At 73.6% G+C, this 26,730-nt stretch carries 22 protein-coding genes; 5 read left to right on the top strand and 17 right to left on the bottom strand.

Going from position 1 to position 26,730, the window contains the following annotated elements; genetic code table 11:
- Nucleotides 1–4: 4 nt before the first annotated feature.
- From ACIBEJ_RS08015 to ACIBEJ_RS07975, 9 genes are read right to left on the bottom strand one after another with little or no spacing between them, the layout of a single operon-like run.
- Nucleotides 5–1,915: a S9 family peptidase gene (locus tag ACIBEJ_RS08015; protein WP_397181880.1), complete on the bottom strand. Its 1,911-nt coding sequence runs from the start codon at nt 1,913–1,915 to the stop codon at nt 5–7.
- On the bottom strand, nt 1,912–3,312 hold the full coding sequence (locus tag ACIBEJ_RS08010; protein WP_397181879.1) for a serine hydrolase domain-containing protein: 1,401 nt from the start codon (nt 3,310–3,312) through the stop codon (nt 1,912–1,914). Before ACIBEJ_RS08010 ends, ACIBEJ_RS08015 begins: the two co-directional genes overlap by 4 nt.
- Entirely contained in the window at nt 3,288–4,289 is a 1,002-nt protein-coding gene (locus tag ACIBEJ_RS08005) for an ABC transporter ATP-binding protein (RefSeq protein WP_397181878.1), read from the bottom strand. The genes ACIBEJ_RS08010 and ACIBEJ_RS08005 overlap by 25 nt, the downstream gene beginning before the upstream one ends.
- Nucleotides 4,286–5,230 (bottom strand): ABC transporter ATP-binding protein, encoded by a 945-nt coding sequence (locus tag ACIBEJ_RS08000; protein ID WP_397181877.1) that lies wholly within the window; start codon nt 5,228–5,230, stop codon nt 4,286–4,288. Before ACIBEJ_RS08000 ends, ACIBEJ_RS08005 begins: the two co-directional genes overlap by 4 nt.
- The gene (locus ACIBEJ_RS07995; RefSeq protein WP_397181876.1) at nt 5,230–6,108 is read right to left on the bottom strand and encodes an ABC transporter permease; all 879 of its coding nucleotides are present in this window, start codon (nt 6,106–6,108) and stop codon (nt 5,230–5,232) included. The genes ACIBEJ_RS08000 and ACIBEJ_RS07995 overlap by 1 nt, the downstream gene beginning before the upstream one ends.
- Nucleotides 6,105–7,073 carry an ABC transporter permease gene (locus ACIBEJ_RS07990; protein WP_397181875.1) on the bottom strand — a complete coding sequence of 323 codons (969 nt, stop codon included), beginning with the start codon at nt 7,071–7,073 and terminating at the stop codon, nt 6,105–6,107. The genes ACIBEJ_RS07995 and ACIBEJ_RS07990 overlap by 4 nt, the downstream gene beginning before the upstream one ends.
- Entirely contained in the window at nt 7,070–8,716 is a 1,647-nt protein-coding gene (locus tag ACIBEJ_RS07985; RefSeq protein ID WP_397181874.1) for an ABC transporter substrate-binding protein, read from the bottom strand. The genes ACIBEJ_RS07990 and ACIBEJ_RS07985 overlap by 4 nt, the downstream gene beginning before the upstream one ends.
- Nucleotides 8,717–8,732: 16 nt before the next feature.
- The gene (locus ACIBEJ_RS07980; RefSeq protein ID WP_397181873.1) at nt 8,733–10,304 is read right to left on the bottom strand and encodes a hydantoinase/oxoprolinase N-terminal domain-containing protein; all 1,572 of its coding nucleotides are present in this window, start codon (nt 10,302–10,304) and stop codon (nt 8,733–8,735) included.
- A complete protein-coding gene (locus ACIBEJ_RS07975; RefSeq protein WP_397181872.1) occupies nt 10,294–11,364 on the bottom strand; it encodes a DUF917 domain-containing protein in 1,071 nt (356 codons plus the stop codon). Before ACIBEJ_RS07975 ends, ACIBEJ_RS07980 begins: the two co-directional genes overlap by 11 nt.
- A gap of 73 nt (nt 11,365–11,437) precedes the next feature.
- On the opposite strand from ACIBEJ_RS07975, the gene ACIBEJ_RS07970 reads away from it, so the two are divergent.
- A complete protein-coding gene (locus tag ACIBEJ_RS07970; RefSeq protein WP_397181871.1) occupies nt 11,438–12,913 on the top strand; it encodes a helix-turn-helix domain-containing protein in 1,476 nt (491 codons plus the stop codon).
- A 129-nt stretch (nt 12,914–13,042) separates the two neighbouring features.
- Here the strand turns inward: ACIBEJ_RS07970 and ACIBEJ_RS07965 are convergent, their stop codons facing one another.
- A complete protein-coding gene (locus ACIBEJ_RS07965; RefSeq protein ID WP_397181870.1) occupies nt 13,043–14,542 on the bottom strand; it encodes an amidohydrolase in 1,500 nt (499 codons plus the stop codon).
- Complete coding sequence (locus tag ACIBEJ_RS07960; protein WP_397181869.1) at nt 14,539–15,144, bottom strand: FMN-binding negative transcriptional regulator; 606 nt, start codon at nt 15,142–15,144, stop codon at nt 14,539–14,541. The genes ACIBEJ_RS07965 and ACIBEJ_RS07960 overlap by 4 nt, the downstream gene beginning before the upstream one ends.
- A 167-nt stretch (nt 15,145–15,311) precedes the next feature.
- Here ACIBEJ_RS07960 and ACIBEJ_RS07955 point away from each other — a divergent pair, with 167 nt between their 5' ends.
- Complete coding sequence (locus ACIBEJ_RS07955) at nt 15,312–16,640, top strand: serine hydrolase domain-containing protein (RefSeq protein ID WP_397181868.1); 1,329 nt, start codon at nt 15,312–15,314, stop codon at nt 16,638–16,640.
- Here ACIBEJ_RS07955 and ACIBEJ_RS07950 read toward each other — a convergent pair.
- Nucleotides 16,630–18,048 carry a lipase gene (locus tag ACIBEJ_RS07950; RefSeq protein ID WP_397181867.1) on the bottom strand — a complete coding sequence of 473 codons (1,419 nt, stop codon included), beginning with the start codon at nt 18,046–18,048 and terminating at the stop codon, nt 16,630–16,632. The genes ACIBEJ_RS07955 and ACIBEJ_RS07950 overlap by 11 nt on opposite strands.
- Before the next feature lie 166 nt (nt 18,049–18,214).
- Between ACIBEJ_RS07950 and ACIBEJ_RS07945 the strand changes: the two genes are divergently transcribed.
- From ACIBEJ_RS07945 to ACIBEJ_RS07935, 3 genes are all read left to right on the top strand, one after another.
- The gene (locus tag ACIBEJ_RS07945) at nt 18,215–19,603 is read left to right on the top strand and encodes a sensor histidine kinase (RefSeq protein ID WP_397181866.1); all 1,389 of its coding nucleotides are present in this window, start codon (nt 18,215–18,217) and stop codon (nt 19,601–19,603) included.
- Nucleotides 19,600–20,274: a response regulator gene (locus ACIBEJ_RS07940; protein WP_397181865.1), complete on the top strand. Its 675-nt coding sequence runs from the start codon at nt 19,600–19,602 to the stop codon at nt 20,272–20,274. The genes ACIBEJ_RS07945 and ACIBEJ_RS07940 overlap by 4 nt, the downstream gene beginning before the upstream one ends.
- Before the next feature lie 76 nt (nt 20,275–20,350).
- On the top strand, nt 20,351–21,247 hold the full coding sequence (locus ACIBEJ_RS07935; RefSeq protein WP_397181864.1) for a hypothetical protein: 897 nt from the start codon (nt 20,351–20,353) through the stop codon (nt 21,245–21,247).
- Nucleotides 21,248–21,255: 8 nt separating this feature from the next.
- On the opposite strand, the gene ACIBEJ_RS07930 is transcribed toward ACIBEJ_RS07935, so the two are convergent.
- The 5 genes from ACIBEJ_RS07930 to ACIBEJ_RS07910 form a co-directional block, all read right to left on the bottom strand.
- A complete protein-coding gene (locus tag ACIBEJ_RS07930) occupies nt 21,256–22,206 on the bottom strand; it encodes a sulfotransferase family protein (protein WP_397181863.1) in 951 nt (316 codons plus the stop codon).
- 68 nt (nt 22,207–22,274) lie between these two features.
- A complete protein-coding gene (locus ACIBEJ_RS07925) occupies nt 22,275–23,240 on the bottom strand; it encodes an ABC transporter permease (protein ID WP_397181862.1) in 966 nt (321 codons plus the stop codon).
- The gene (locus ACIBEJ_RS07920; protein WP_397181861.1) at nt 23,237–24,154 is read right to left on the bottom strand and encodes an ABC transporter permease; all 918 of its coding nucleotides are present in this window, start codon (nt 24,152–24,154) and stop codon (nt 23,237–23,239) included. Before ACIBEJ_RS07920 ends, ACIBEJ_RS07925 begins: the two co-directional genes overlap by 4 nt.
- The gene (locus tag ACIBEJ_RS07915) at nt 24,147–25,673 is read right to left on the bottom strand and encodes a sugar ABC transporter ATP-binding protein (protein WP_397181860.1); all 1,527 of its coding nucleotides are present in this window, start codon (nt 25,671–25,673) and stop codon (nt 24,147–24,149) included. Before ACIBEJ_RS07915 ends, ACIBEJ_RS07920 begins: the two co-directional genes overlap by 8 nt.
- Nucleotides 25,660–26,718, bottom strand: coding sequence for an ABC transporter substrate-binding protein (locus ACIBEJ_RS07910; RefSeq protein WP_397181859.1), 1,059 nt, complete (start codon nt 26,716–26,718; stop codon nt 25,660–25,662). Before ACIBEJ_RS07910 ends, ACIBEJ_RS07915 begins: the two co-directional genes overlap by 14 nt.
- Nucleotides 26,719–26,730 lie beyond the last annotated feature (12 nt).

The raw sequence follows: 26,730 nt of genomic DNA, 5'->3' as shown, positions 1-26,730 counted from the left end.
TCGGCTACCGCACGTGCGCGGTGACCCAGCGCACGATCTGCCGGCTGTAGTCGACCCGGTTGGAGGGGCGGCCGTCGGCCATGAACTGGTGTGACTCCTCCGGGTAGAGGACCATCTCGGCCGGGACGCCCAGGGTGCGCAGCGCGGTGAACCACTCCTCCGACTGGCCCACCGGGCAGCGGTCGTCGTTGATCGCGTGGACGAGCAGGGTGGGGGTGCGCACGTGCCGTACGCGCTCGATGGGGGACTGCGCGCGCAGCAGCTCGCCGCCGGAGTAGATGTCGCCGCCGAACTCCAGCGCGGCGAAGACGTGGCTGTCGTCGGAGCTGCCGGCCATGCTGAGCAGGTTGGTCACCGGCCCGCCCGCGACGGCCGCGGCGAAGCGGTCGGTGCGCGTGGTCAGGTGACAGGTGGTGAAGCCGCCGTAGCTGTAGCCGCAGACCGCCAGCCGGTCGGGGTCGGCCAGGCCCTCCTCGACCAGCGCCTCCACGGGGTCGAGGAAGTCGCGCTCGTCGCCCCGCCCCCAGCGGCCGACGCTGGCGGCGTAGAAGTCCTCGCCGTAGCCGTCGCTGGCGCGCGGGTTGAGCAGCAGCACGGTCCAGCCCTGGGCGGCCAGTAGCTGGTGGTAGGGGTGGGCGGGTTCGAGATGGGGCGCCCAGGCCAGGTGCGGGCCGCCGTGCGCGTCCAGCAGGAGCGGGCCCGCTCCCGTGGCGCCGGGCTCGCGCAGGATCCAGCCGTGGACGGTGCTCCCGTCGCCGATCGTGAACTCCCGCTCCTGCGGCTGGATGAACTCCACGTCGGGCAGCGCGTTCGCCGTGTGCGCGGTCAGCTCGCGCACCCGGCCGCTGTCCAGGTCGGCCAGCGCGAGCTCGCCGTGGGAGGTCGTGGTGACGGTCACGACGACGGTGACGCCGTCGCGGGAGGTGGTCAGGCCGGAGACGCTGCCGTCGAGGACCCGCTCGGGCCTGCCGCCGTCCGCGGGCACCCGGAAGAGCAGGGTGCTGCCCCGCTCGCGGGCGCAGAAGAGCACGTGGGCGCCGTCCGGGGTGAAACGCGGGGCGCCGCCAGGCCACTCGGGACCGCCCGGCATGACGTTGCGGTCGAGGTCGCGGGTGAGGTCGACGGGCGCGCCACCGTCCAGCGGGAGCTTCACCAGCCGCGTGTGGCCGATGCGCACCTCCGGCAGGCCGGTCGCGAGCAGCGCCGAGCCGTCCGGGTACCACTGGACGCCGCCGAACCAGCCCTTCTCGTCGCCGACCGGCCGCGGCCGCCCGCCGTCGAGATCCACCACGTACGGCGCCGCCGTCAACGTCAGATCGGCCTGCGGACCGGCCCCCGAGGTGTAGGCCAGCCGGGTGCCGTCCGGCGACCAGGCGGGCTCGCCGGCGTCCCAGTCGCCGGAGGTGAGCTGCCGCACCTCGCCGGTGCCCAGGTCGAGGACGTGCACCTGGCGGCGGAAGGCCGCGCGCAGCCCGGCGCCGTCGGCCTTGTAGCCGAGCCGGTCGATGACCACCGGGCCGCCCGGCCACGACTCGGCCACCCGCACCGGGGCGCTGAAGGCGATCCGCTCGCCGTCCGGGCTCCAGTGGGGCGCGCCGGCGCCGTGCGGCAAGTCGGTGCGGCGCTCCGGCTCACCCCCGTCGAACCGGAGCGTGTGCACCTGCCCCTCGCGCAGGAACGCCAGCCGGGAACCGTCCGGCGACCAGGCGGGGGCCGCGTCCGCGGGGCCTGCGGTCAGCGGGCGCGGCTGCGCCGTACCGGAGACGCCGGCGATCCACAGCGCGCGCACGTTGCGGTCGGGCTCGCGCTCGGCGGTGCGCAGCACGTAAACCACGCGCGAACCGTCGGGGGACAGGGCGGGGGAGCTGGGGATCGCGAAGTCCCACAGGTCGTCGAGCGTGAGACGGCGCTTCACGCGGTACCTCCTTGGTAGAGAAAGACCCGGCCGGCGATGCGGAGCCCGAGCAGGGCGCCGGAGGGCTCGCGCAGGAACGCGAGGGGCTCCTCCCGCCACGGGCCGTCCAGGAGCGCGAACTCGTCGCCCCCGGCGCGGCCCGCGCCCATCACCATCGGCTGGTCGTAGTGAACGGTCGTCACCCGCAGGTGAAGGATGCCGGACCCGGCGGTGACCTCGACGCGCGAGGACGCCTCCCGCCGCTCCGGCGTGCTGTAGGAGCCCGTGTAGGCGGCGAGCTCCCGCCCGCCGGTGTCCAGGGCGATCTTCCTGTCCGGCCGGCCGATCCCGCCCAGCTCGGCCAGCAGCGCGTCACCGACTTCCCGGTAGACGAGCTGCCCGTCGTCGGCGTTGGTCAGCACGACCACGGCCAGGTCCGCCTCGGGTACGAAGCGGCAGACGGTGGCGGTGCCGTGCAGGCTGCCCTCGTGGTAGACCGCGCCGACCCGCGACGCCCCGCGCGGAAGGTAGTCGACGTGCCAGCCGAGCCCGGTCGCCGCCCGCCCGGCCCGCACGGGCACCGGGTCGGAGATCATCGCCTTGCGCGTCCGCGCCGAGACCGGCCCCGCCGCGTCCAGCTCGCCCAGCCACCAGCGCATCCAGCGCAACTGGTCGCCGGCCGTGGAGATCAGGCCGCCGGAGGGGTTGACGCCGCGCGGCAGCAGCCACGCGTCCTGGACGGGGTGCGGGGAGCCGTCGTCCTCGCGGGTGTGCCCGGCGGCGGCGGGCTGCGAGACCACGCGCTCGGCGAAGAACGTCGAGCCGGTCATGCCGAGCGGAGTCAGGATGCGGTCCTCGACGAACGACTCGTAGCTCTGCCCGCTCATCACCTCGACCAGCCGCCCGGCCACGTCCAGGCCGGTGTTGCAGTAGGAGAAGGTCGTGCCGGGCGGCAGGAACTGCGGCAGCGAGGAGAAGGCCGCCACCTGCGCGGCCAGCGCGCCGTCGCCCCGGTCGGTGACGAACTCCGGCTCGTCGCCGAGCCAGCCCGTCTGGTGGGTGAGCAGGTGCCGCACTGTCACCGAGGCGGTGGCCTCCTCGTCGGCGACGCGGAAGCGGGGCAGGTAGCGGCGTACCGGCTCATCCAGGTCGACTGCGCCGGCCTCGGCCAGCGCCAGGACGGCCGTGGCGGTGAACGGCTTGGTCATCGAGGCGACCGGGACGCGGGTCTGCGGCAGGAACGGCTGCTCGGGGTCGGTTCTGGCCAGGCCGTACGCGCCGGTCCAGTGCCGGCCGCGGTGCGCGATCGCGACCGCGCAGCCGGGCACCCGGTAGCGGGCCAGCGCGGAGGTGACGATCTCGTCGAGGCCGGCGGGCAGGGCGCCGGGCGGGTTCAGCGGGGACGGGACGGGGCGCACCGCTCCTCCTCCACCGTCACGGGCTCCGCCAGGCTCACCGGGCACGCCACCCGGTGCGCGCCGGAGACCACCTCAAGGGCCGGGTCGTCGTGGCGGCACTCCTCGCGCGCCAGCGGGCAGCGCGGATGGAAGCGGCACCCGGACGGCACCGCCGCCGGGTCCGGCGGCTCACCGGCCTTGATGGGGATCGGGCGGCGTTCCTCACCCGCGCGCGGGACCGCGGCCACGAGCGCGCGCGTGTACGGATGGACCGGGTTGGCGATGACCTCGGCGGCAGGGCCCTCCTCGACGATGCGGCCCAGGTACATGACCGCGATCCGGTCGGCGTGCGCCGCCGTCGTGGACAGGTCGTGCGTGATCATCAGAATGCCCAGCCCGGCGGCGCGCAGCTCGTCGAACAACGCCAGCACGCCGGCGCGCACCGACACGTCCAGCATCGAGACCGGCTCGTCGGCGACGAGCAGCTCGGGCTCCAGCACCAGCGCGGCGGCGATCGCCGCCCGCTGCCGCTGGCCGCCGGACAGCTCGTGCGGGTAACGCTCGGCGAAGGCCGCGGCCGGTGACAGGCCGGCGCGTTCGAGGGCGGCCAGGACCAGGTCGCGGCGCTCGGCACGGGTGCCGACGCCGTGGACGGCCAGCGGCTCGGCCACCGAACGGCCGATGCGGAAGCGCGGATCCAGCGACTCGTACGGGTCCTGGAAGACGACCTGCATGCGGCGGCGCACCGCCTTGAGCCGGCGCCGGCTCAGGCCCGTGATGTCCTGGCCGGCGAACCTGACCGTGCCCGCGGTCGGGTCGGCCATCCGCAGCACCGACTGGGCGGTCGTGGTCTTGCCCGACCCCGACTCGCCCACCAGGGCCAGCAGCTCGCCGGGCCCGACGGTGAAGGAGACGCCGTCCACCGCGCGCACCACCCGGCGTGGCCGGCCGCGGGGGCGGAAGTGCGTGGCCAGGCCGTCGACTTCGAGCAGGCTCATGCCGTACCTCCGGCGATCGATGCGGCGAGATGGCAGGCGCTGGACTGCCGCGCGCCGAGCGGGAGCAGCGGCGGCGCCTCGGCGCGGCAGCGGTCCTGCGCGTGCCCGCAGCGCGGCGCGAACGCGCAGCCGCTCCAGTCACCGTCCAGGCGCGGCGGCGCACCGGGTACGGCGGCGCCGGAGAACAGCGCCCGGCTGTAGGGATGGCCGGGGCGCAGGTGCAGGTCGCCGATGTCGGCGATCTCGGCCACGCGGCCCGCGTACATGACCGCGGCGCGCCCGCAGACGCGGCCGACCACGGGCAGGTCGTGGGTGACCAGGACGACCGCCAGCCCCAGCTCGGCGCGCAGCCGGTCGAGCAGGTCGAGCACCTGGGCCTGCACGATCACGTCCAGGGCGGTGGTGGGCTCGTCGGCCAGCAGCACCTTCGGCTCGCAGGCCAGCGCCATCGCGATGGCGGCGCGCTGGCGCATGCCGCCGGAGAACTCGTGCGGGTAGCGGGCCGCCTTGTCGGGGTGGATGCCGACGAGCTCCAGCAGCTCGCGTACGCGCCGCATGGCCGCCTTGCCGTCGGCGACCCCGTGCAGGCGCATGGGCTCGGCGATCTGGGCGCCGATGGTCGCGACCGGGCTGAAGGCGTTCATGGCGCCCTGGAAGACCATGGCTAGGTCGGTCCACCGGTGCGGGCGTACGCTCGCCTCGCCCCTGGCCAGGATGTTCTCGCCGTCGAGCAGGACCTGCCCGGCGACGCTCGCCGAGGGCGGCAGCAGTCCCATCATGGCCAGGATCGCGGTGGTCTTGCCGCAGCCCGACTCGCCCACCAGGCCGAGGCCCTCGCCCGCGCCGACCGCGACATCCAGGCCGCGCAGCGCGTGCACCCTGCCCCGGGGCAGGTCGAACCAGACGTGCAGGTCGCGCACCTCCAGCAGCGGAGCCGACATCAGCGCTCACCTCCGGACGGGGCGGGGGCCAGGCGGAAGGTCCGCACCGACAGGTGGCCGGCGCGCAGCCGGGGGTTGAGGTGGTCCTCCAGCGCCCGGCCGATCAGCGTGCAGGCCAGGATCAGGCAGCCGACCGCCAGCCCGGGGGGCACGATCGCCCACCACGCGTCGCGGGAGACTGCCTGGCCGGCGAAGGCGTTCTGGATGAGCCGGCCCCACGACAGGGCGGCGGGGTCGCCGAGGCCGAGGAAGGCGATGGCGGTCTCGACCAGGATGGCGTTGCCCACCGCGAAGATCGCCAGCGTCAGCAGCAGCGGCACGACGTGCGGGAGCACGTGCGTCGCCACGATCCGCAGGTTGCCCGCGCCGATGGTCAGCGCCCTCTTCACGTACGCCCGCTCGCGCACGCTCAGCGCCTCCGCGCGCACCACCCGCGCCAGCCGGGGCCACGACAGCAGCCCGATGATGGCCACGACGCCGGTCATGCTGCGCCCCCACACCGCCGCGACGATCAGCAGCAGCGGGATGTCGGGGATCACCAGCATGTAGTCGGTCAGCCGCATCAGCACCGCGTCGGTGCGCCCGCCGGCGTACCCGGCGGCCAGGCCGATCGCCCCGCCCACCACGACGGCGATGAGCGCGGCGGCGAACCCGACCAGCAGCGACGTGCGCGCGCCCCACAGCAGGAGCGTCACCATGTCGATCCCGGCGTCGTCCAGGCCCAGCGGGTGCGCCGCCGACGGCGGCTGGTAGACCGCGCCGACCTTCTCGTGGCTCTCGTACGGCGCCAGCCACGGCGCGAGCACGGCCAGGACGGCGATCGCGGCGAGCATGGCCGCCCCGAGCGCGCCGCCCGGATACCTGCGCAGCACGTTCATGTCCTGATCCTCGGGTCGAGCTTGAGATAGAGCAGGTCGGCCAGCAGGTTCGCGACCACGATCGCCGCCGTCAGGAGCAGGAACCCGCCCTGGAGCACGGCGTAGTCGCGGTTCTGGACCGCCTGGTAGAGGGCCAGGCCGATGCCCGGGTAGGAGAACACGGTCTCCACCAGCAGCGACCCGGCGACGATGTAGCCGAACGTGAGGAAGATCAGCGTGGTGATCGGCAGCAGCGAGTTCGGCAGCGCGTAGCGGCGCACGATCCGCCAGCTCGACAGGCCCTTGGCGCGGGCGGTGAGGATGTAGTCCTCGCCGAGCGCGCCGACCAGCGCCGAGCGGGCGATCAGCGCCCATGAGCCGCACCACGCCAGCCCGATCGCCAGCGACGGCAGCGCCAGGTGTTCCAGCCGGTCGGCCAGCACCTGCCACCACGACGGATCGCTGAAGCGCAGGTACGGGTCGGAGATGCCGCCGGTCGGCAGCGCGCCGCCGAACAGCAGCAGCAACATCAGCCCGATCCACTGGATGGGCAGCACCGACAGGAACATCGAGGCCGACAGCGGCGCCCAGTCGGCCGCGGTGCCCCGCCGCCAGGCCGCCACCACCCCGATGACCAGGCCGAGCGCGAGCCCGAAGGCCAGCCCGAGTCCCACCATCGGGATCGTGTTGGCAAGCGGCCCCGCCAGCTCGTCCCACACCGGCTGCCGCGTCTGGAAGGAGTGGCCGAGGTCGCCGCGCAGCAGCGCCGTGACGTACAGCCAGAACTGCTCCAGCAGCGGCCGGTCCAGGCCGAGCTCCGCGCGCAGGTAGTCGCGGAACTCGGCGCTGCAGGTCCGGCACATCTGGTACTGCGTGGCCGCGTCGCCCGGCGCCGCGCGGAAGAGCACGAAGTTGATCACTGCCGCCGCCGCCACGGTGGCGAGGGCCGAGGCGAGCCGCCGGACCAGGTACCCGCCCCGGTTCATGACACGCGGTGGATCTGGGTCCAGAGACCCGGTCCGAAGCGCTGGGTCTCGATGCCGGTCCAGTCCTGGCGGACGACGTGCACGGTCTCGGCGTGGTAGAGCGGCAGGACGGCCCGCGTGTCGCGCAGGAGCGTCTTCTGCATCGTTCCCACCGTCGCGGTCCGCTCGGCGGCGTCGAGCATGCCGCGCTGCTTGTCCAGCTTCGTGTCGTAGTCCTTGTCGCAGAACCCGGCGAAGTTGACGCTGCCCCAGCTGTCGCAGCTGTAGACCCTCAGCGTGCCGCCCGGGTCGGGGGACAGCGTCCAGTAGGAGTAGGCCAGGTCGAAGTCCAGGTACTTGCCGTCGGGCGCGGTGACCGCGGCCGTGTAGTCGGCGGCGATGTCCGGCTTCAGCTCGATGCCCACCTCGGCCAGGTTCTTCTGCAGGATCTCGGCCACGCGGCTGATCTCCTTCCAGACCACCACGGAGTACGACAGGCGGTCACCCGCGGGCGTCACCCGGATGCCGTCGGCGCCGCGCTTGTAGCCGAGGCCGTCGAGGATGGCGTTGGCCTTGGCCGGGTCATGCGGGTCGGGCTGCAGGTCCTTCGGGATCCACTCGTCCTGGAAGGGGGCCAGGACGCTGCGGCCCGGCGTGCCGTACCCGTTGAGCACGACCTCGACGAGCTCGGCGCGGTCGAGCGCGAGGGACATGGCCTCGCGGACCTGGACCTGCTTCAGCTCCGGGTTGTCGCGCTTCTTGGGGTTGGAGTTGATGTTGAGCATGGCGACCTCCTGCGAGGGGGAGGTGGCCACCTTGAGGCCGGCGGCGCCCTTGACCGAGGCGGCCACGGCCGAGCCGCCGCCGTAACCCCAGGTGATGGTCCCGGCGCGCAGCGCCTGGGCGAGGCCCTCGTCGTTCTGGAAGACCTGCAGGCCCACGGCGCCGACCTTCGGCGGGGTGCCGTAGTAGCCCTTGTTGGGCTCGAAGATCGTGGTGCCGTCGCCGGCGAACTCGGTCACGGTGAACGGCCCGCCCGAGACCACGGGGAGCTTGTCCTCGGGGCGGAAGGCCAGGATCTTCGAGCCGTCGCCGCCCGCGTGGGGCTCGTAGACGTGCTTGGGCAGCACGTGGAAGTTGGCCAGCAGCGTGAGCACGCTCTCGGGCATCGCCTGGGCGTAGGTCACGACCAGGGTCTTGTCGTCGGTGGCCTTGACGCTCTTGACGCCTTCGAGGGCGAAGGAGACCAGGCCGGCCGCGTCGCTCTTGTGCTTGAGCTCGAACTGCGCGGTCCAGGCGGCGTCGTGCGCGGTGAGGGGCTTGCCGTCGGACCAGGTGCCGGGTTGCAGGTGGAAGGTGTAGACGCGGCCGCCCTCGGAGACGTCCCACTTGCTTGCCCAGGACGGCTCCAGCTTGGTGCCGTTGAGCTGGACGAGCGCGGGATAGATGAGCTGCCGGGCGATCCAGGAGCCGTACAGGTTGTCGGCCAGGGGGTTGAGCGAGGTCATCCGGCCCAGTGAGGCGGTGACGCCGACGCTCAGGATGCCGCTCTTGGCTGGGGAGGCGGCGGGTTTGGCGTCCGCGCCGCATCCGGTGGCCACCGCGGCCAGCACTGTTACGGCACACCACACCTGAGCCGCACGCCGGCGACGAGATTTGGACATGGCATTCCTTTCCGATTCACAACCAGCCCAGCCGGCCCGCGGCCTTGACGTTGACGCGGACCGCAGGCTCGTGCAGGTACGACAGGGGTGTCTCGGTGATCTCGACCACCTGCACCGTCGCGGGGTCGGCCCCCGCCTGGACGGCCCGGTGGACCGCCTTCTCACTGGCCTCCTCGACGGCCTGCCTGCGGCCTTCCCCGGCCGGGGCCAGCGTCTCCCACCGGCCGCTGACCAGGGCGATCGCGGCGCCCACGGCGTTGGCCACGTCGGCGTTGTCGGGACGCAGCACCTTGGCGGCGCCGGTCACGACGTCGGGCACGAGGAACGCGCCGCCGCCGACCGCGACGACGGGCCGGTCGCGCCGGCCCAGCGACATCTGGTCGACGGCGTCGCCGATGACCGCGTCGGCCGCGCGCAGCGCCGAGTCCAGCAGCGCCCGGGTACGCCCCGAGGGCCGCGGCCCGTCACCCAGCGCCACCCGGCCGGCCAGGGCGCCGGCGTCGGTGAGCGTCGGCGTGCTCCCGCCGAAGGACAGTCCTTCGGAGGTGATGCGGAAGCCGACCGACACCGGGCCGACGACGGGCTCCTCGGGGGTGCCGCCGACGATGGTGCCGCCGCCGACGGCCACGCTGAGGATGTCCGGCATGCGGAAGTTGGTGCGCACGCCGCCGATGTCCGTGGCGAACGACGACTCGCGGGGGAAGCCGCGCACCAGCACGCCCAGGTCGGTCGAGGTGCCGCCGACGTCGACCACGATCGCCTCGTCCACCCCGGACAGGAACGCCGCGCCCCTGATCGAGTTGGCCGGGCCGGAGCCGATCGTCAGCACCGGGTAGCGCGAGGCGTACTCCAGGGCCATCAGCGTGCCGTCGTTCTGGGCGAAGAAGGCCGCCGCGTCCAGCCCGCGCTCGTCGAGCACGGCGTCCAGGGCCCGGGTCACCTCGCCCGCCGCGCGGTAGAGCGCCGCGTTCAGCACGGTGGCGTTCTCCCGCTCCAGCAGGCCGAGCGAGCCGATCTCGTGGCTGAGCGACAGCGCCACGTCGGCGCCCAGCTCCTCGCGGACGATCTCGGCGACGTGCCGCTCCTGCTCGCCCGAGGCCGGGCTGAAGATGCCGGTGACCGCCACCGCCTCGGCCCGCCCGGCCACCGAGCCCAGGAAGCGGCGGATGCCGTCGCGGTCGAGCGGGGCGATGGGCCAGCCGTCCACGAAGTGGCCGCCGCCCAGCATCACCGAGCCCGCCTCGACCACCTCGCGCAGGTCCGCGGGCCAGGTCGTCAGCGGCGCCACCGCCGTGGCGGCGGGCGCCCCGAGACGGATCACCGCCACCCGGCTCAGGCCCCTGCGCTGCAGGACGGCGTTGGTGGCGTGGGTGGTGCCGAGCATGATCCGGCCCACCTGCCGCTCGCGCTCGCCCAGCTCGCCCAGCACCACCGCAAGGGCGCTGCGGATGCCGTCGGTGACGTCGCGGGTGGTCGGCTGCTTGGTCCTGGCCACGATGGCGTCCGACCGGTCGAGCACGACGGCGTCGGTGTTCGTGCCGCCGACGTCGATGCCGATCTTCAGATCGCGCTTGGGATCAGCCGACATGCGCGTGCTCCTCAACGGGTCGGTAGTCGATGTGGTAGCCGAAGGCGCGCGGGCCCACGACGGCCATGCCCTCCGGGGTACGCCAGAGCGGGTCGCAGGCCCACGCCAGCACGCTCACCCGCTGGCCGTAGCGCAGCGTCTCGGTCGAGACCGCCTCGGCGGTCTGCGTGTCGACCACGGTGATCAGGTCGGGGACGCTGGCCACGACCTCGCCGGACTCGAAGACCACGAGGTTCTCGTTCTGGATCTCGATGCGCACCATGCGGCCCGAGCACGAGCCGGTGCCGTCCACGACGACCGCGCCGCGGACGAAGCCGCCGCCGGTGGTCCGCTCGACCTCGACGATCTTGCCGTCGAGCAGCCGCCTGGCGGCCAGCCGCTCCGTCAGGGCGGCGACCGGGTCGGCGTGGCCGACGGTGGCCCGCCCGATGTCGAGCGCGGCCGAGACGCTGCCCTCGATGACCGCGCCCCTGGCCTGCGCGCCCGACATCAGGTAGTTGGCCATCATCGTGCTCGCGCCGCTGGCCACGCAGAGCGCCCTGGCCTGCCGTTCCGACCAGATCGCGTCGATCGGGCGCAGCGCGGCCACGTTGCCGACGACGTCGGCCAGGATCACCAGGTCGGAGGTCAGGCCCGCGACGTGCATCGAGACCATCTGGAGCTCGGGGAAGGCGCGGCCCATGCCGTCGGCGTCGAGCATCGGCAGGCCGAGCTGCGCGGCCCAGGCGAGCGGCTCCACGCCGTTGCTGCCGCCGATCTCGCCGGCCATGATCGCGGAGATCGGGCGGCCGGCGATGCGCTCGACCTCCTCGCGCAGCCGCTTCGGCTGCTCGGCGCTGGCGAGCATCTCGTGCCCGACGGTCGGGGCGCCGATGCTGGACATCGGGACGATCAGGGCGTCGTCGTCCAGGTCGGCCAGCCGTACCAGCGGGACGGGGCCGTGCTGGCGCAGCGCCTGCAGGGCGCTGGGGATGGCGGTCTCCACCGAGCCGCCGCCACCGGTCCCCAAGACGGCGCAGCCACGCGCCAGCGCTGGAAGGTCACTCTCGGTCAGCTGCATGGGACGAGTATGGCCACAGCCCCCTTCGCATCCCATATGGCGCGACTACAAGCTTCCGTCCTAATCTGTCGCCATGCCACAGACCATCGCCGAGATGTTGCGCAGGCAGTCAAGGTTCGGGCTCGCGCTGATCGCCGGACCCGCCGCGGAGGTGCCCATCCGGCACGTCGCGGGCGCCGACACGCTGGCCGCCATCGAGCGGGTGCCGCAGGACAGCCTGATCGTGGTGCTGGGCGCGGAGTCCATCTCCGGCTACGAGATCGACGTGGCGATCCGGCAGGCGACCTCGCGGGGGCTGACCGGGCTGGTGTTCGCGGCGCCGATGCGGCTGCCGATCACCGCCACGCGGCTGGCCGACCGGGCGCACCTGCCCGTGCTCGCGCCGGACAGCGCGCGCGACGGCGCCGAGCTGCTGCTGGACATCGACCGGTTCGTCCGGGGCGGCGCCTCGGACGCGCTCGCGCGCGCGGAAAGCGCCATCAGCCTCGCCCAGCAGGCGGCGGAGGAGGGCGGCGCGGACGCGGTGCGCAACCTGCTGGACCGCGCGGCCGAGGCCCTGGGCTGCCGGGTACGCCTGGACGAGACCATGCCGGTCGGCGAGTCCGATCCCGGCGCGGTCGTGGTCGGACGGCAGCCGGTCGCCCGCCTGGTGGCCGATCTGGACGACGACGCGACCAGGGTCGCCCTGCCGGCGATCGCCGCGCTCGTCTCCCGGCTGCGCCAGCGCGAGCTCAACCGCCGCTTCGCCCCCGCGCTGACCCGCGCCGGGCTGATCGTGCAGATCGTGCTGTGTGACCGCGCGCAGCTTCCGCACCTGGTCGAGCAGGCGTTCCAGCTTGATCTGCCGGTGGAGCAGACGCACGTGGCGGCCTGGCTCAAGGTCCAGGACGCCCGCGGCGAGGCGTCGCTGGACCGGGCCCGCCAGATTCTCGACGAGGCGGAGCTGTCGGCGCTGCAGGTGCTCCACGCCAAGCCGGGCGACTGGCACGTGGCGACGCTCGGCGGCGACCTGGTGGTCGTGTGCACGGGCCCGGCCGGGACCGACCTGCACCGGCGGGCGCGGGCCGAGGTGCAGCGGCTGATGGAGGCGCTGACCGGGCGCGGGGACGTCGTCGTCACCGGCGGGATCGGCACGCCGCAGGCGGGACCCGACGGGCTGCGGCAGTCGGCGGCGGAGGCGCGGGTGGCGGCGGACTCGGCACGCGCCGCGGGCCGCCACGGCACGCTCGCCGAGACCGACGCGACGGGCCTGCGGCGCATCCTGGCGGGGCTGTCGTCCTCGCCGCTGAGCCGGGACCTGCTGGCGGAGATGCTGGGGCCGCTGGACGCGATGGGGGCGGCGCGGGCCAAGGTCGGGGTCACGACGTTGTCGGCGTACCTGGACGCGCAGAGCTCGCCCACGCGCACGGCCGAGACGCTGCACCTGCATCCGAACGCGGTCGCCTACCGGATCAGGTGGATCACCGAGGCGCTCGGCGCCGACCTGGCCGACCCGGACACGCGCTTCGCCCTGCAACTGGCCTGCCGGGTCAGGCTGCTCAACGCGTGACCGGCCTCCGGCGGCGCGTGCGTCGCCGGAGGCCGGCCTTCACAGAGGATCAGACGGCAGGGTCGTCAGACGGCAGGGGTGTCAGACGGGTAGGGATGTCAGACGGCGGGGGGGTCAGACGGGTAGGGCTCAGACCGAGTCGCGCCACGTCCATCGGCCGTCGAGCATCGTGGCGGCGACCGGCATGGCGCGCAGGTCCGCGCCCGAGGCCGTGAACGGGTCGGCGCCGGTCACCACCAGGTCGGCCACGTCGCCGGCCTCGATGCTCGCCCGGCCGGTCCTGGTCGAGGCGGCGAGGGCCGCCTCGATCGGGATCGCCTGCTCGGGATGCCAGGGCTGCCTGCCGTCACGCCCGCGGTCCACCGCGGCCGCCATCGTGATCCACGGGTCCAGCGGCGAGACCGGCGCGTCCGAGCCCAGCGCGAGCCGCGCACCGGCCGCCAGCAGCGCGCCGAACGCGAACGCGCGGCCCGTCCGGCCCGCCCACACCCGGTCGGCCACGTCACGGTCGTCCATCGCGTGCTCGGGCTGCACGCTGGCCACCACCCCCAGCGCGGCGAACCGGCCGAGGTCGGCGTCGTCGAGAAGCTGCGCGTGCTCGATCGCGCCCTGCGCGCCGACCCGCTCGAACGCGTCCAGCGCCAGGTTGTTGGCCCGGTCGCCGATCGCGTGCACCGCCGGCCGCAGCCCCGCCGCCCACGCCTTCTCCATCATCGGCACCAGCTCCTCCGGCGGCACCAGCAGCATGCCGTGCGGGTGCGTGCCGTCCTCCAGGCCGGGATAGGGGTCGTGGCAGTAGGCGGTGCGGGTGTTGAGCGAGCCGTCGGTGATCACCTTGAACGGGCCCATCTCGACCAGCCCGCCGGTCTCCTCGATCACGTCCCCGGTACGCAGCCCGCGCGCCACCGCCTCCTCCAGCAGCGCCGGCCAGACCCCGCACACCACCCGCAACGCCCGGTTGCCCGCCCGCGTCCGCCGCGTCCAGGCGTCCAGCCGCCACGGCGCCTCCAGCTCGACCACCCCGACGACGCCCCGGGCCGCGGCCTCGGCCGTCGCCACCTCGGCCCAGCCGTCCAGCAGGGGAGCGGGGACGTCGGTGATGTCCTGCTGGATGGCCTGCCATTCCGACTCGCGCAGGATGCCGGTCGGGTGGCCGGCCCAGCCGTAGCGCTCGGCCGCGGCCGAGTTGACCCAGCAGCAGTGCAGGTCGCCGCTCATCAGCACCACGGGCACGTGCGCCGCCTCCGGCGCGGCGGCGTCCAGGAGGTCGCGGTGCGGCGGGTCGGGCCAGAGGGCGTCGCGGAAGCCGTAGCCCACCAGGGGCAGGCCGGGCTCCGGCGGCCGGGTGCGCAGCCGCTCGGCCACCAGGGCCGCGGCCTGCGCCGCCGAGGCCGCGCCCGACAGGTCCAGCCGCTGCCTGGCCATGATCCACTGGTCGAAGTGCACGTGGTGGTCCCAAAGCCCCGGCAGCACGGTACGGCCCGCCAGCTCCACCACCTCCCAGCCGGGCTCGGCCGCGATGCGCTCGGCCACACGGGCCACGCGTCCCGCCGAGACGAGCACGTCGCGCGGCGGTCCCGAGGGGCCGGTCCGCGCGCCGCGCAACAGGGTCGCCTTCGTGGTGGTCATCGAGTCTCCTCCTGGGTCCAGACCTTGCGCATCTCCCGCGCGAGCGCGGGGTTGGCGTAGCGGGGATCCGCGTCGAGGGCGCGGATGATGTTGTGCGCGACCTCCGGCGGCTTGTCCTGGCTGAGCTTCGCCTTGGCCTCGACGCGTTCGGCCCGCAGCCGGAATCCGGCGACGCCGGGCGCGATCCTGCGCGCGTAGGACTCGTCCATCCGGTACGGCGAGGGCAGCACGTGCTCGAACCGGTCCACCGTGTCCACCAGGACCTGGTAGGTCTCCTCGGGGCCCAGGACCTCCGGGCGGCCGTAGAGGTGGACGGCCAGATAGTTCCAGGTGGGCACGGCGGGGCCGGTGCCGTACCAGCCGGGGGAGATGTAGCCGTTGGGGCCCGCGACGATCAGCAGCGCCTCGCGCTCGCCGAGCTCGTGCAGCTCGTCGTCGGGGCGGCCGAGATGGCTCACCACCGACAGGCCGGGACCGTCCTCCAGCAGGACGGGCAGATGCGAGGCGGTGAGGCCGCTGACCAGCGTCGCCCAGGGGTTCTCGCGGATCAGCGCGCGGATGCGGGTGTCGTCGTCGAGCAGGTAGTCAGGGTTGTGGCGCACGGCACGACTATCGCGGCCGTTGCCGCCCCAGGCCAAGGTGACGCGGCGACAAAGCGGCAGGTCCGTTTGTGATGGAACCACAAGGGGAGCGGTCCGGACGAACGAAGGGCGGGAAATGGTGCGCGGCGACGAAGCCCGTCCACGCGGCCCGGCAGCAGGATGTGCGCATGGCTGACCTCACCCACCTGCAGAGCCTGCTCGACAGCGAGGCGACGTCCCTGCACGTCCCCGGAGCCGCCGTGGGCGTGCTCCTCGACGGCCGGGAGCACGTGCTCACCACCGGCGTCACCAGCGTGGACGCGCCCGCGCCGGTCACCGGCGAGACGTTGTTCCAGATCGGCTCGACCACCAAGACGGTCACCGCGACCGTGGTCATGCACCTCGTCGAGCAGGGGCGGCTCGACCTCGACGGGCGCGTGCGTGAGTACCTGCCCGGCTTCCGGCTCGCCGACGAGGACGCCGCGGAGAAGGTGACGATCCGGCACCTGCTCACCCACACCGGCGGGTTCCTGGGCGACATCGACGACGGCGAGAGCTGGGACGCCGCCGCGCTGGCCGGCTCGATCGAGGGCTACGACCGGCTGCCCCAGTTGTTCGCGCCCGGCACGCTCGCCTCCTACAGCAACGCCGGGTTCCGGCTGCTGGGGCGCATCGTCGAGGTGGTGTGCGGCGAGCCGTACGAGAGCATCGTCGGGCGGGTCGTGCTCGAACCCCTCGGCATGCGCTCCAGCTTCTTCTTCCCCTGGGACGCCGCCACCCGCCCGCACGCCGTCGGCCACGTCGTACGCGAGGACGGCGCCCACGTGGCGCACACCTGGGGCCTCTACCGCGACGCCATGGCCGAGGGCGGCCTGCTCTCCTCGGTACGCGACCAGCTCCGCTACGCCGCCTTCCACCTGGGCCTGCGCGGCGAGCGCCCGGTCGGGGCAGCCACCAGGGAGCTGATGCGCTCCGAGCACGTCGCCGTCGGCGCGCCGTGGACGGGCGTCGGCCTGCCGTGGCTGCTGGAGGAGCAGGGCGGCGTACGCCTGGTCACCCACGGCGGCAACATCGGCAACATCCAGCTCTCCACGTTCGTCCTGGCCCCCGAGCACGGCTTCGCCGTCACCACGCTCACCAACTCCGGGCCCGGCAAGGTGCTGGGCAGGCGGGTGACCGACTGGTGCCTGGAGCACCTGCTCGGCGCCAAGCAGGACGACGACCGGCTGACCGTGCGCGCGCCCACGCCGGAGTACGCCGGGAGCTACGACGCCGGGCAGTGGACCTTCGAGGTCGACGAGAGCCTGGTGGCGCGCTTCGTACTGACGCCCGAGCTGGTGGCGGCCGGGGTGGAGGGCATGCCCGACATGGCGCTGGCCCTGGTGGGGGAGGGCGACGAGGTGACCATGGCGGCCGACCCGCGGCGGGCCGTGGGCAGGTTCCTGCGCGACGACGCGGGCCGGATCGCCTTCCTGCACCTGGGCGGCAGAGCGGCCCGCCGGCGGGTCAGGGGATGATCGACACGTCGGGGTGCTGCGGGCTGGGCGCGTCGAACAGGCGGGTCGGCCGGTTGTTCAGGTGCAGGTCGAAGAAGGCCGCCACGTACGCCCGCTGCGCCGCGACGGACCGGTCCGGGTCGATGGTGCCCACGAAGTCCGCGACCGGCACCTTGGGCAGCGCGGCGGCGATCTTCGGCAGCATGGCCTGCAGGTCGGTGAACGAGCCGTGGGCCGCGCCCTTGAAGCGCAGCTCCCGCTTCCAGCCGGTCGAGGCCCGCCAGAACGACTTCCAGCTCGGCTCGGTCTCCCGGGTGTGGGTCTCGGCGGCGAGCTGCAGGAACGGCCGGGCGACACCCGTCTTGGCCACCCGTCCCACGTAGCCGCCGTCGAGGTTCACCCCGGCGTCGACGCGCCGGTCGTCACGGACGAGCTGCGCGGCCACGGACCCGCCGAGCGACTGCCCGAGCGCCCCCACCCGCGACAGATCAACCGCCCCCCGCAGCCCCTCGGGCACCCGCCCCCAGTCCTTCAGGCCGCCCAGTGGCGCACCGGCGCCCGGGTTGCCGCCGCCGGCCGGTCGCGATCCGGTGCCCTGGTCGCCGCCGCCGGCCAGCGCGGTGATCCGGCCGAGGACGAACCGCATGTCCGCGAGGCGGGCCTGCGAGTGCTGTGCCAGCAGCTTGGCGATCACCCGCGGCGTCAGCTTCGACGGCAGGGGCAGCGCCCGCACCACCCGCCCGCCGGGGAACTCCACCTGGTCGGCCTCGTAGGTGTGGTCCACGGTGACGACCAGGTAGCCGCGCGAGGCCAGGTCCTGGACGAGCGTGGTGCCGAGGGTGCGCGGCCCGCCGTCCCCGGAGCCGAACAGCACCACCGGCAGCTTGCCCGCCCTGGGGTCCACCGGCGCTCCCGTCCGCGCGTGGGTGGCGGTCGCCGCCCAGTCCACGGCGCCCGCCTTGATCCCCATGGGCGGGGCCGAGTGCCGGTCCCAGTCGGCGGCGGCCAGCGGCGCCATGTGCGGGGCGACGGGGCCGGTCGCGTCCCGGGCCGGATACCACAGGCTGACCATCAGCTCCCGGTACGGCTTCGACCTGACCAGCGGATCGCGCCGCGACCGGTCCACCAGCCGCACCGCCACCGTCCCCACCCGGTACGGCCCGCCGGGCGCGGGCAGGGCCACCCGCACAGCCGCCCCGGCCCCACCCGGGGAGTCCAGTGCCACGGCTTGCCCGGACAAGCCGGACCCGCCCAGCGCGTTCAACGGCACGGCTGGTCCGGACATGGCGGACGCGCCCGACACGGGCAGATCCATCGGCGCGGTCTGCCCGGACGCGGTCGGCAGGGGGAGGTCCAGCGGGGCGGGGTGGCCGGATGAGGTGGCCAGGGTCAGGGCGGTGAGGGCTACGGGGATCACAGGAAAGGGCATCTGCTTGCTCCTTATCGGGAAATGTCCCGACAGGTTGGCACCGGGGCGTGGCCCCGGCCCAGCGGCGGACGACTGATCCTGGACTACGACTTCCGTATGACCCGGCCGGATGTTCATCCCGGAGGAGGATGGGAGGCATACCCGCAGGACAACTAGGGTGAACGCCATGAATCTCGCCCGCCTCCCGGCCCTCGCCCGGTGGTCCTCGCCGGCGGCCGACGGGCTGCTGGCCGCCGTGATCTTCGTGGTCACGTTCGGCCCGGGACAGGTGGCGGCACGCGGCGAACTCCTGCCGCTCCAGGTTGCCCTGGTGGCCCCGCTGGTGTGGCGGCGGCGGGCGCCGGTGGTGGTGTTCTTCGCGATCGCGGTGGCCGCGGCCGTTCAGTGGGTGCTGGGCGTGCAGCTTCCCGCCGACGTGTCGCTGCTGGTCGCGCTCTACACCGTCGCCGCGCGCAGCACGTCCCGGTGGACGTGGGCGGCGGGGGCGACGCTGGAGGCCGGAGCGCTGCTGGCCGCGGCGCGCTGGGCGCCGCCGGGCAGCTTTCCCGTCACGGCGGCGGCCCTGACCGCGCTGGTCGCCGCCGCCCTCACCACGGGGCTGTGGACACGGGACCGGCGGGCGTACGTCAGGACGCTGGAAGAGGACCGCGAACGGCGGGCCAGGCTCGCCGTGGCCGAAGAGCGCGCCCGCATGACCCGCGAGCTGCACGACATCGTCACGCACAACCTCTCGGTGATGGTGGCGCTGGCCGACAGCGCGGCGTACGTGCGCGAGCGTGCACCCGGCCGCGCCGCGCAGGCCGTGGACCAGATCGCCGAGACGGGCCGCCAGGCCCTGGCCGACATGCGCCGCACTCTCGGCGACGCCCCCGAACCCCTGCACCCGGCCCCCGGCATCGCCCAACTGGACGACCTGGCCGCGACGATGCGGACAGCCGGTCTCCCGACCCGCGTGGAGGTGACCGGCGACCCCGCCACCATCCCGGCCGCCGCCCAGCTCACCCTCTACCGGATCACCCAGGAGGCGCTGACCAACGCCCTCCGGCACGCCCCGGGCACGACGGCCCTGGTCAGGATCTCTCTGGCACCGGACCGCGCCATGGCCGAGATCACCAACAACGCTCCCACCGGCCGCCCGCCCGGAACGAGCCGGCTGCCCGGAATCGCCGGTGGCACACGCCGCCCACCCGGAGCCGAAGGCCGCCCGCTGGGAGCCGCCGGTGGTGTCGCGGCAGCCAGAGACCGTCGGCTGGGAGCTGGTGGTGTCGGGGCAGCCGAAGGCCGTCGGCCGGCGGGTGCCGGTGGTGTCGGGGCAGCCGGAGAACGTCCGGCCGGAGTCGGCGGGCGGGGGCTGGCGGGGATGCGGGAGCGGGTCGCCGCCTATGGCGGGGCCTTCGAGGCGGGACCCGCCGGCGGGGGAGGCTGGCGCGTGGCGGCACGGCTCGACCTCACCGCCACCACGGCCCGGCCCGGCCCCGGGCGGTCTGACCCTGGGCGGCCTGATCCGGCGGTGGGCCGAGGAGGGCGCGATCCGGCTGCTGGGGTGGTGGCATGACGATCAGGTTGTTGCTGGTCGACGACGAATCGTTGCTGCGCATGGCGTTCCGGATGGTGTTCGAGGCCGAGCCGGACATGGAGGTGGCGGGCGAGGCAGGCGACGGAGAGGAGGCCGCGCGGCTGGCCAGGCGGTTGCGTCCCGACGTGGTGCTGATGGACGTGCGCATGCCCGGCGTCGACGGCATCGAGGCCACCCGTAGGATCGCCAGGGACACCCCGCAGGCCCGCGTGCTGATCCTGACCACGTTCGACCTGGACGAGTACGCCTTCGCCGGACTGAAGGCCGGGGCCGCGGGCTTCCTGCCCAAGAACACGCGCCCCGAGGACCTCCTGAGCGCGATCCGCAACGTGGCCGCGGGCGAGGCGGCGGTCTCGCCGCGGATCACCCGCCGCCTCCTGGAGCGGTTCGCGCCGCAGCTCCTGCCGGGTGCCCCCGATCCCGGCGAACGGCTGTCCGGGCTCACCTCCCGCGAACGCGAGGTGCTCATCCAGGTGGCGCGCGGGCTGTCCAACGCCGAGGTCGCCACTGCCCTGCACCTGGCGGAGGCCACCGTGAAGACGCACCTCAGCCGGGTGCTGGTGAAGCTGGGGCTGCGCGACCGTACCCAGGTGGTGGTCTTCGCCTACGAGAGCGGCCTGATCCGGCCCGGCACATTTCCTGTAAAGTGAATAGGGAATACAGGAATCTGCCAAGCGAAGGTGAAGCTCCATGTGCGGACCGGGACCTGGCCCTACTGTCGTGTCCATGTCGATCGATATCCAGGCCCTTCTTCCCGACCCCGCCCGATCGGTGGTCGCGGTCGGCCCGCCGGTCAGCGGCGAAGGACATTGGGCGGGCGCGCCCAGCGCCGTGGCGGCCGACGGGGCGATCTACCTCGCCTACCGGCTGCGCCGTCCCGTGGGGGAGGGCCGCGGCTACGCGATCGTGGTCGCCCGCTCGGCGGACGGCGAGCGGTTCGAACCGCTGGTGACGATCACCCGCGAGCGGATGGCGGCCGAGTCGCTGGAACGTCCCGCGCTGGTCCGCACCCCCGAGGGACGCTGGCGGCTCTATCTGAGCTGCGCCACCCCCGGCACCAAGCACTGGCGGGTGGAGGTGCTGGAGGCGTCGGACCCGTCCGGGTTCGACCCGGCCGCGCGGCGTACCGTTCTGCCGGGCGACCCGAAGACGGGCGTGAAGGACCCCGTCATCGTACGGCGGGCCGACCGCTGGCACCTGTGGGCCTCCTGCCACCCGCTGGACGACCCCGACGAGGCCGACCAGATGGTCACCGACTACGCCACCAGCCCCGACGGCCTCGACTGGACCTGGCACGGAACGGCGCTGAGCGGCCGCCCCGGCCTCTGGGACGCGCGCGGCGTCCGGGTCAGCGCCGTCCGCTTCGACGGCGGGCGCGTCGTGGCCTTCTACGACGGCCGGGCCAGCGCGGCCGAGAACTACGAGGAGCGGACCGGGCTCGCGGTCGGCGACGAACCGGCCGCGATGACCCCGGTGGGCACCGGGCCCGCCGCCGCCTCCCCGCACCACGGCGGCGGCCTGCGCTACCTGGAGATCCTCGACCTGCCCGGCGGCGGCACCCGCCTCTTCTACGAGTACACGAGGGCGGACGGCGCCCACGAGCTGCGCACCGAGTTGCGCTGACGTCCCGCTCAGGCGAGCGGCGGGCGGCCGTTCCTGGCCTGGCGCTGGCCCGGCGGGCGGGGGCCGACCAGGCCGCCGGAGCGCCGCTTGGGCCCGAGCCAGTCGCCGAAGTCCTCGCCGGTGACCTCCTGCAGGAGCCGGATGTCGGCGGCGAAGTGGGGGAGCAGCTCCCGCCGCTGCTCCCACGTCAGCGGCCGGCGGGCCAGGCCGTCGCGCTGGAGCCGGGTCTCCACGCGGTCGGCCAGCCCGCCGCGCAGCCGCCGCCGGAAGGCCGACAGCAGCGTGGGACGCCGGCCGGGGTGGGCGGTGACGTTCTGCCTGGGCACCTCGGTGAGCAGGCCGGGAGCCACCCCGAGGAAGACGCAGATCCGGTCGAGCGTCTCGGCCGGGCGGTCGAGCAGGTCACGGTAGCGGAAGGTCAGCACCTGCTCGCGCGGGAACAGCGTGAACAGGTGGGCGAGCTGCTCGCCGTACCTGCCGAGGCCGGTGTAGTGCCAGAAGTGCGCCCAGCCCGCGGCGACGCGCCGCGGCTCGTCGGCGCACGCGCGCACCAGGTCGTCGAGCGGCTCCAGCCCCGCCGACCACAGGTGGACCCAGTTGGAGTGGGCGCGTTCGACCGGATCGCGCAGGATCGCGATGAGCCGGGCGTGGGGGATCGCGGCGTGGATGCGCCGCTGCGCCGCCAGGTCGTAGAGATAGAACGGCGTCGCCTCGCCACGCGGCGCCCCCGGCGGCGCCGCGGCGAACAGCGCCTCGTAGTCGCTGCGGCGCCACACGTGCTCGCGGTAGGTCGCGGCGTCACCGGGGCCGCCCTGCGCGGGCGGCGGCCCGTCGGTGAGGAAGTGCTTGGGCTCCTTGACCTCGGACAGGAACAGTTCCGGATGGCGCCGGAGCGCGGCGTGCAGGGCGGTCGTCCCCGTCTTGGGGGCGCCGATCACGAGGAAGTCCGGCAGGGGCATGGTCGCTCCTCAGGCTTATCCCATTTTTCCTACCAAATGTATGGGATATCGCGCGCCCGGGAAACGGGTCAGTTCAGCCGCTGCGCCTTGCTGAGCAGCCGCTGCGCCACCACCACCAGCGCCAGGAACGCGCCGCTGACCACCTGCTGGAAGGAGGAGGTCAGGTTGCCGACCTGGTTGATCAGGCTCTGGATCACCCCCAGCAGCAGGACCCCGGCCACCGTTCCCGTCACGCCGCCCGCCCCGCCGGTCAGCAGCGTGCCGCCGATGACCACCGCGGCGATGGCGTCCAGCTCCATGCCGATGCCGAGGATGGTCACGCCGGAGGAGAGCCTGGCCGCGTTGAGCGCTCCGGCCAGGCCCGCGAGCAGCCCGGACATCAGGTACACCAGGACCTTGGTACGGGCCACCGGCACCCCCATGAGCGCCGCGGCCTGCTCGTTGCCCCCGATCGCGTAGACGTTCTGCCCGAACCCGGTCCGCTGCAGCAGCACCATCGCCGCCAGCACGAGCACGATCGTGACGTAGACCGGCCAGGTCAGGCCGAGCAGCCCGCCCTGGCCGAGCGCGGCGAACGCCGGGTCGGAGACCAGGTAGGTGGTGGCGCCCTCGTCGGAGATGGCCAGCATGAGCCCGCGTACGCCGAGCAGGCCGGCCAGCGTGACGATGAACGGCGCCAGCCCGGTCCTGGCGATGATCAGGCCCTGGACCAGCCCGACCAGGCCGCACACGGCCAGGGGCAGGAGGAGGGCGGCGGCGAAGCCGTACCGGGAGCCGAGGGCGGCGAGCACCCCGCCGAGCACGAACAGCGAGCCGACGGACAGGTCGATGCCGCCGCTGATGATCACGAAGGTCATGCCGACGGCGACGACGGCCAGGAACGAGGAGGAGACCACGACGCTGACGGCGTTGGGCACGGTGGCGAAGGAGCCGAAGGCCAGCGTGCCGAAGACGATCAGCACTCCCAGGACCATCAGCGCGCCGTGCTGCTGCAGCGCCCTGCCCACCACTTCCCTGCGGGTGACGGTCGTCATCGCCTGGCACGCTCCCTCGTCACGTAAACGGCGGCCAGGATGATGACCGCCTGGACCATCTGCGTCCACGACTGGGGCAGGTTGTGCTTGATGAGCGTCGCGGACAGCAGTTGCATCAGCAGGGCGCCCATGACGGTGCTGGCGACCCTGATCCGCCCGCCCGACAGCGGCGTGCCGCCCACCACGACCGCGGTGATCGCCGACAGCTCGATGAACATCCCGAGCGAGGTGGGGTCGCTGGCCTGCAGCCTCGCGGTCGCCAGCACTCCGGCCAGCGCCGCGAGCAGCCCGGAGATCACGTAGACGAGCACCAACACGCGCTTGACCGGCAGTCCGGACAGCTCCGAGGCGGCCCGGTTGCCGCCGATCGCGACCACCTGCCGCCCGAACGTGGTCCTGCGCACCAGGAAGGCCACCACCAGCGTCAGCGCGGCGGCGATGATCACGACGAGCGGGACGCCGAACAGCGAGTCGCTGCCGAGGGCGATCAGGTCGGGGTTGCGGAACTCGACGAGCTGCGGGACCAGCACGTTGGCCAGCCCGCGCACGCCGACGAGCAGGGCCAGCGTCGCCACGATCGGCTGGATGCCCACGTAGGCGACGAGCGCGCCGCCGGCCGCGCCCGCCACCGCGCCGCCGGCCAGCGCGACCAGGACGGCGACGGCGGCGCCGTACCCCAGATAGAGGGCGGTGAGCGCGGCGGCCATCGCCATCACCGAGCCCACGGACAGGTCGATGCCCTGCGTGCCGATCACCAGCGCCATGCCCAGCGAGACGATCACGATGGGCGAGACCTGGACGAGCTGGGTGCGGAAGTTGGCCGCGTCGAGGAAGTACGGCGTGAACAGCACGTTGAACACCAGCAGCGCCAGCACCGCGGCGTAGACGCCGTAGTCGCGGATCCATCTAGTCATCGGCGTGCTCCGCGATGGCCGCCATGATCTTCTCCTCGGTCACGTTCTCGCCGGACAGCTCGCCGATCACCGCGCCCTCGCGCAGGACGAGGATCCGGTCCGCCCCTTCGACCAGTTCCTCCAGGTCCGAGGAGATGAGCAGCACGCCCAGCCCCTCGCCGGCCAGCTCGTCGATGAGCGCCTGCACCTCCGCCTTGGCGCCGACGTCGATGCCGCGCGTGGGCTCGTCGAGCAGCAGAACCTTGGGGCGCACCGCCAGCCAGCGGGCCAGCAGCACCTTCTGCTGGTTGCCGCCCGACAGCTCCGAGACGGCCTGGTGCGGCGAGGCCGCCTTGATCCGCAGCCGCCGCATGAAGATCTCCACCACCCGGTCGATCCGGGAGTCGGAGACGAGCCCCGCGCGCGCCAGCGAGGGCAGCGCGGCCAGCGCGATGTTGTCGCGCACCGACAGGCCGGGGATGATGCCCTCGGCCTTGCGGTCCTCCGGCAGCATGCTCACGCCGGCGCTGATCGCCGCCTTCGTCCCGCCGCGAGGCAGCGGCGCCCCCGCCACGAGCACCTGCCCGCCGTCCAGGGGCAGCGCGCCGACGATGGCCTTCGCGGTCTCGGTACGGCCGGCGCCGAGAAGCCCGCCGAGCCCCACCACCTCACCGGGCCGGACCGAGACGGTGACGTCGGACAGCACGTGCCGCCTGGTCAGCCCGCGGGCCTCGACGACCGGCGCGCCGTCCACGCCGTCGTGGCCGCGGTTGAAGCGGGTGAGCCCGTCGCTCCTCACCTCGTCCAGGTCGCGGCCGAGCATGAGGGAGATGAGCCTGAGCCGGTCGAGCCCGGCCAGCGGCCCGGTGTGCGCCACGCGGCCGTCGCGCAGCACGGTCACGTTGTCGCACACCCGGTAGAGCTCGTCGAGGCGGTGGCTGACGTAGATGACCGCGATGCCGGAGTCGCGCAGCCGGCCGATGACGCCGAACAGCGTCTCGACCTCGCGCGGCTCCAGCGACGAGGTGGGCTCGTCCATGATGACCACCTTGGCGTCCACCGAGACGGCCCTGGCCAGGGCGACCATCTGCTGGGCTCCGACTCCGAGTCCGCGCAGCGGGCGCCTGACGTCGGTGTCGAGGCCGAAGTCGCGCAGGATGGCGCGGGCCTGGCCGTACAGCCTGGCGGTGTCGATGACGCCCAGCCGGCCGCGTGGCTCGCGGCCGAGCAGGAGGTTGCGGGCGACGCTCATCATCGGGACGAGGTTGACCTCCTGGTAGATGGTGGAGATCCCGGCCCGCTGCGCCTCCAGCGGGGAGGAGAAGCCGGCCGGCGCCCCGTCGTAGCGCAGCTCGCCGGCATCGGGCCGGTAGACGCCGGTGAAGACCTTGATGAGGGTGGACTTGCCGGCGCCGTTCTCGCCCACGAGGGCGTGCACCTCGCCGGCCTCGAGGGCGAGGTGCACGTCGTCGAGCGCCACGACGCCGGGGAAGCGCTTGGTGATCCCCCGGGCCTCCAGCACGGGTTCAGTACGCTTCACCGAGCGAGTCCTTGGCGTTGGCCTGGTCGTATTCGCGGTCGGAGATGATCACTTTCTCGGCGATGCCCTCACCGGCGAGGAACTTCGAGGCGGTCTCGAAGGCCAGCGGGCCGAAGCGGGGGTTCGACTCGATCACCGAGTGGAGCCACCCGTCGACGATGGCCTGGACCGCGCTCCTGGTGCCGTCGATGGACACGATCTTGATGTCGCCGGGCTGCTTGCCCGCGCCCTTCAGCGCGGTCACGGCGCCGAGCGCCATCTCGTCGTTCTCGGCGTAGATGCCGTTGATGTCGGGGTTGGACTGGATGAGCTGCTCGGTGACCTGCTGGCCCTTCTCCCTGGCGAACTCGCCGGTCTGCTCGAAGCTGATCGTGATGCCGGGCGCCTTCTCCTTGACCCGGTCCTTGAAGCCGCTGGTGCGCTCGGTGGTGACGTTGTTGCCGGGCGCGCCGAGCAGGATGGCCACCTTGCCCTTGCCGCCGACCGCCTCGATCATCTTGTCGGCGGCCCGCTTGCCCTGCTCGTAGAAGTCGGAGCCGATGAAGGTCAGGTAGTCGGTGCAGGCCTTGGCGTTGATCTTCCTGTCGACGGTGATGATGGGCACCTTCTTCGCCGCGGCCTGCTGCAGGACCGGCTCCCAGCCGTCGGAGTTCAGGGGCGCGATCACCAGGAGCTTGGCGCCCTGGGCGATGAGCTGCTCCACGTCGGTGATCTGCTTGGAGAACTGCGACTGCGCGTTGGTCACCTTCAGGTTGGTGATACCGATCCTGGCCGCCTCGTCCTTGATCGACTTGGTCTCGGCGATGCGGAAGGGATTGGCCTCCTTCTCCGACTGGGAGAAGCCGACCGTCGCGCTCTTGAGGTCGAAGGCGGCGCCGCCGAAGCGCTCCAGCGTGCAGGCCGGTCCTTCCGTGCCGCTGGGCGTCTTGACGACCTGCTGACCTGCGGTGGAGGACGGCGCCGCGGCCGTCTGGGGCTCCTCGCCCTTGGCGCAGCCGGCCACGGTCACGAGGAGGGCCAGCGCCAGGATCGTGGTGCGGGACATGGTGGTTCCTTT

This window comes from Nonomuraea sp. NPDC050790, assembly GCF_044456745.1.
GTDB lineage: Bacteria > Actinomycetota > Actinomycetes > Streptosporangiales > Streptosporangiaceae > Nonomuraea.
The sequence above is the reverse complement of the archived record's forward strand: the minus strand, read 5'-3'. Positions and strand labels throughout refer to the sequence as shown.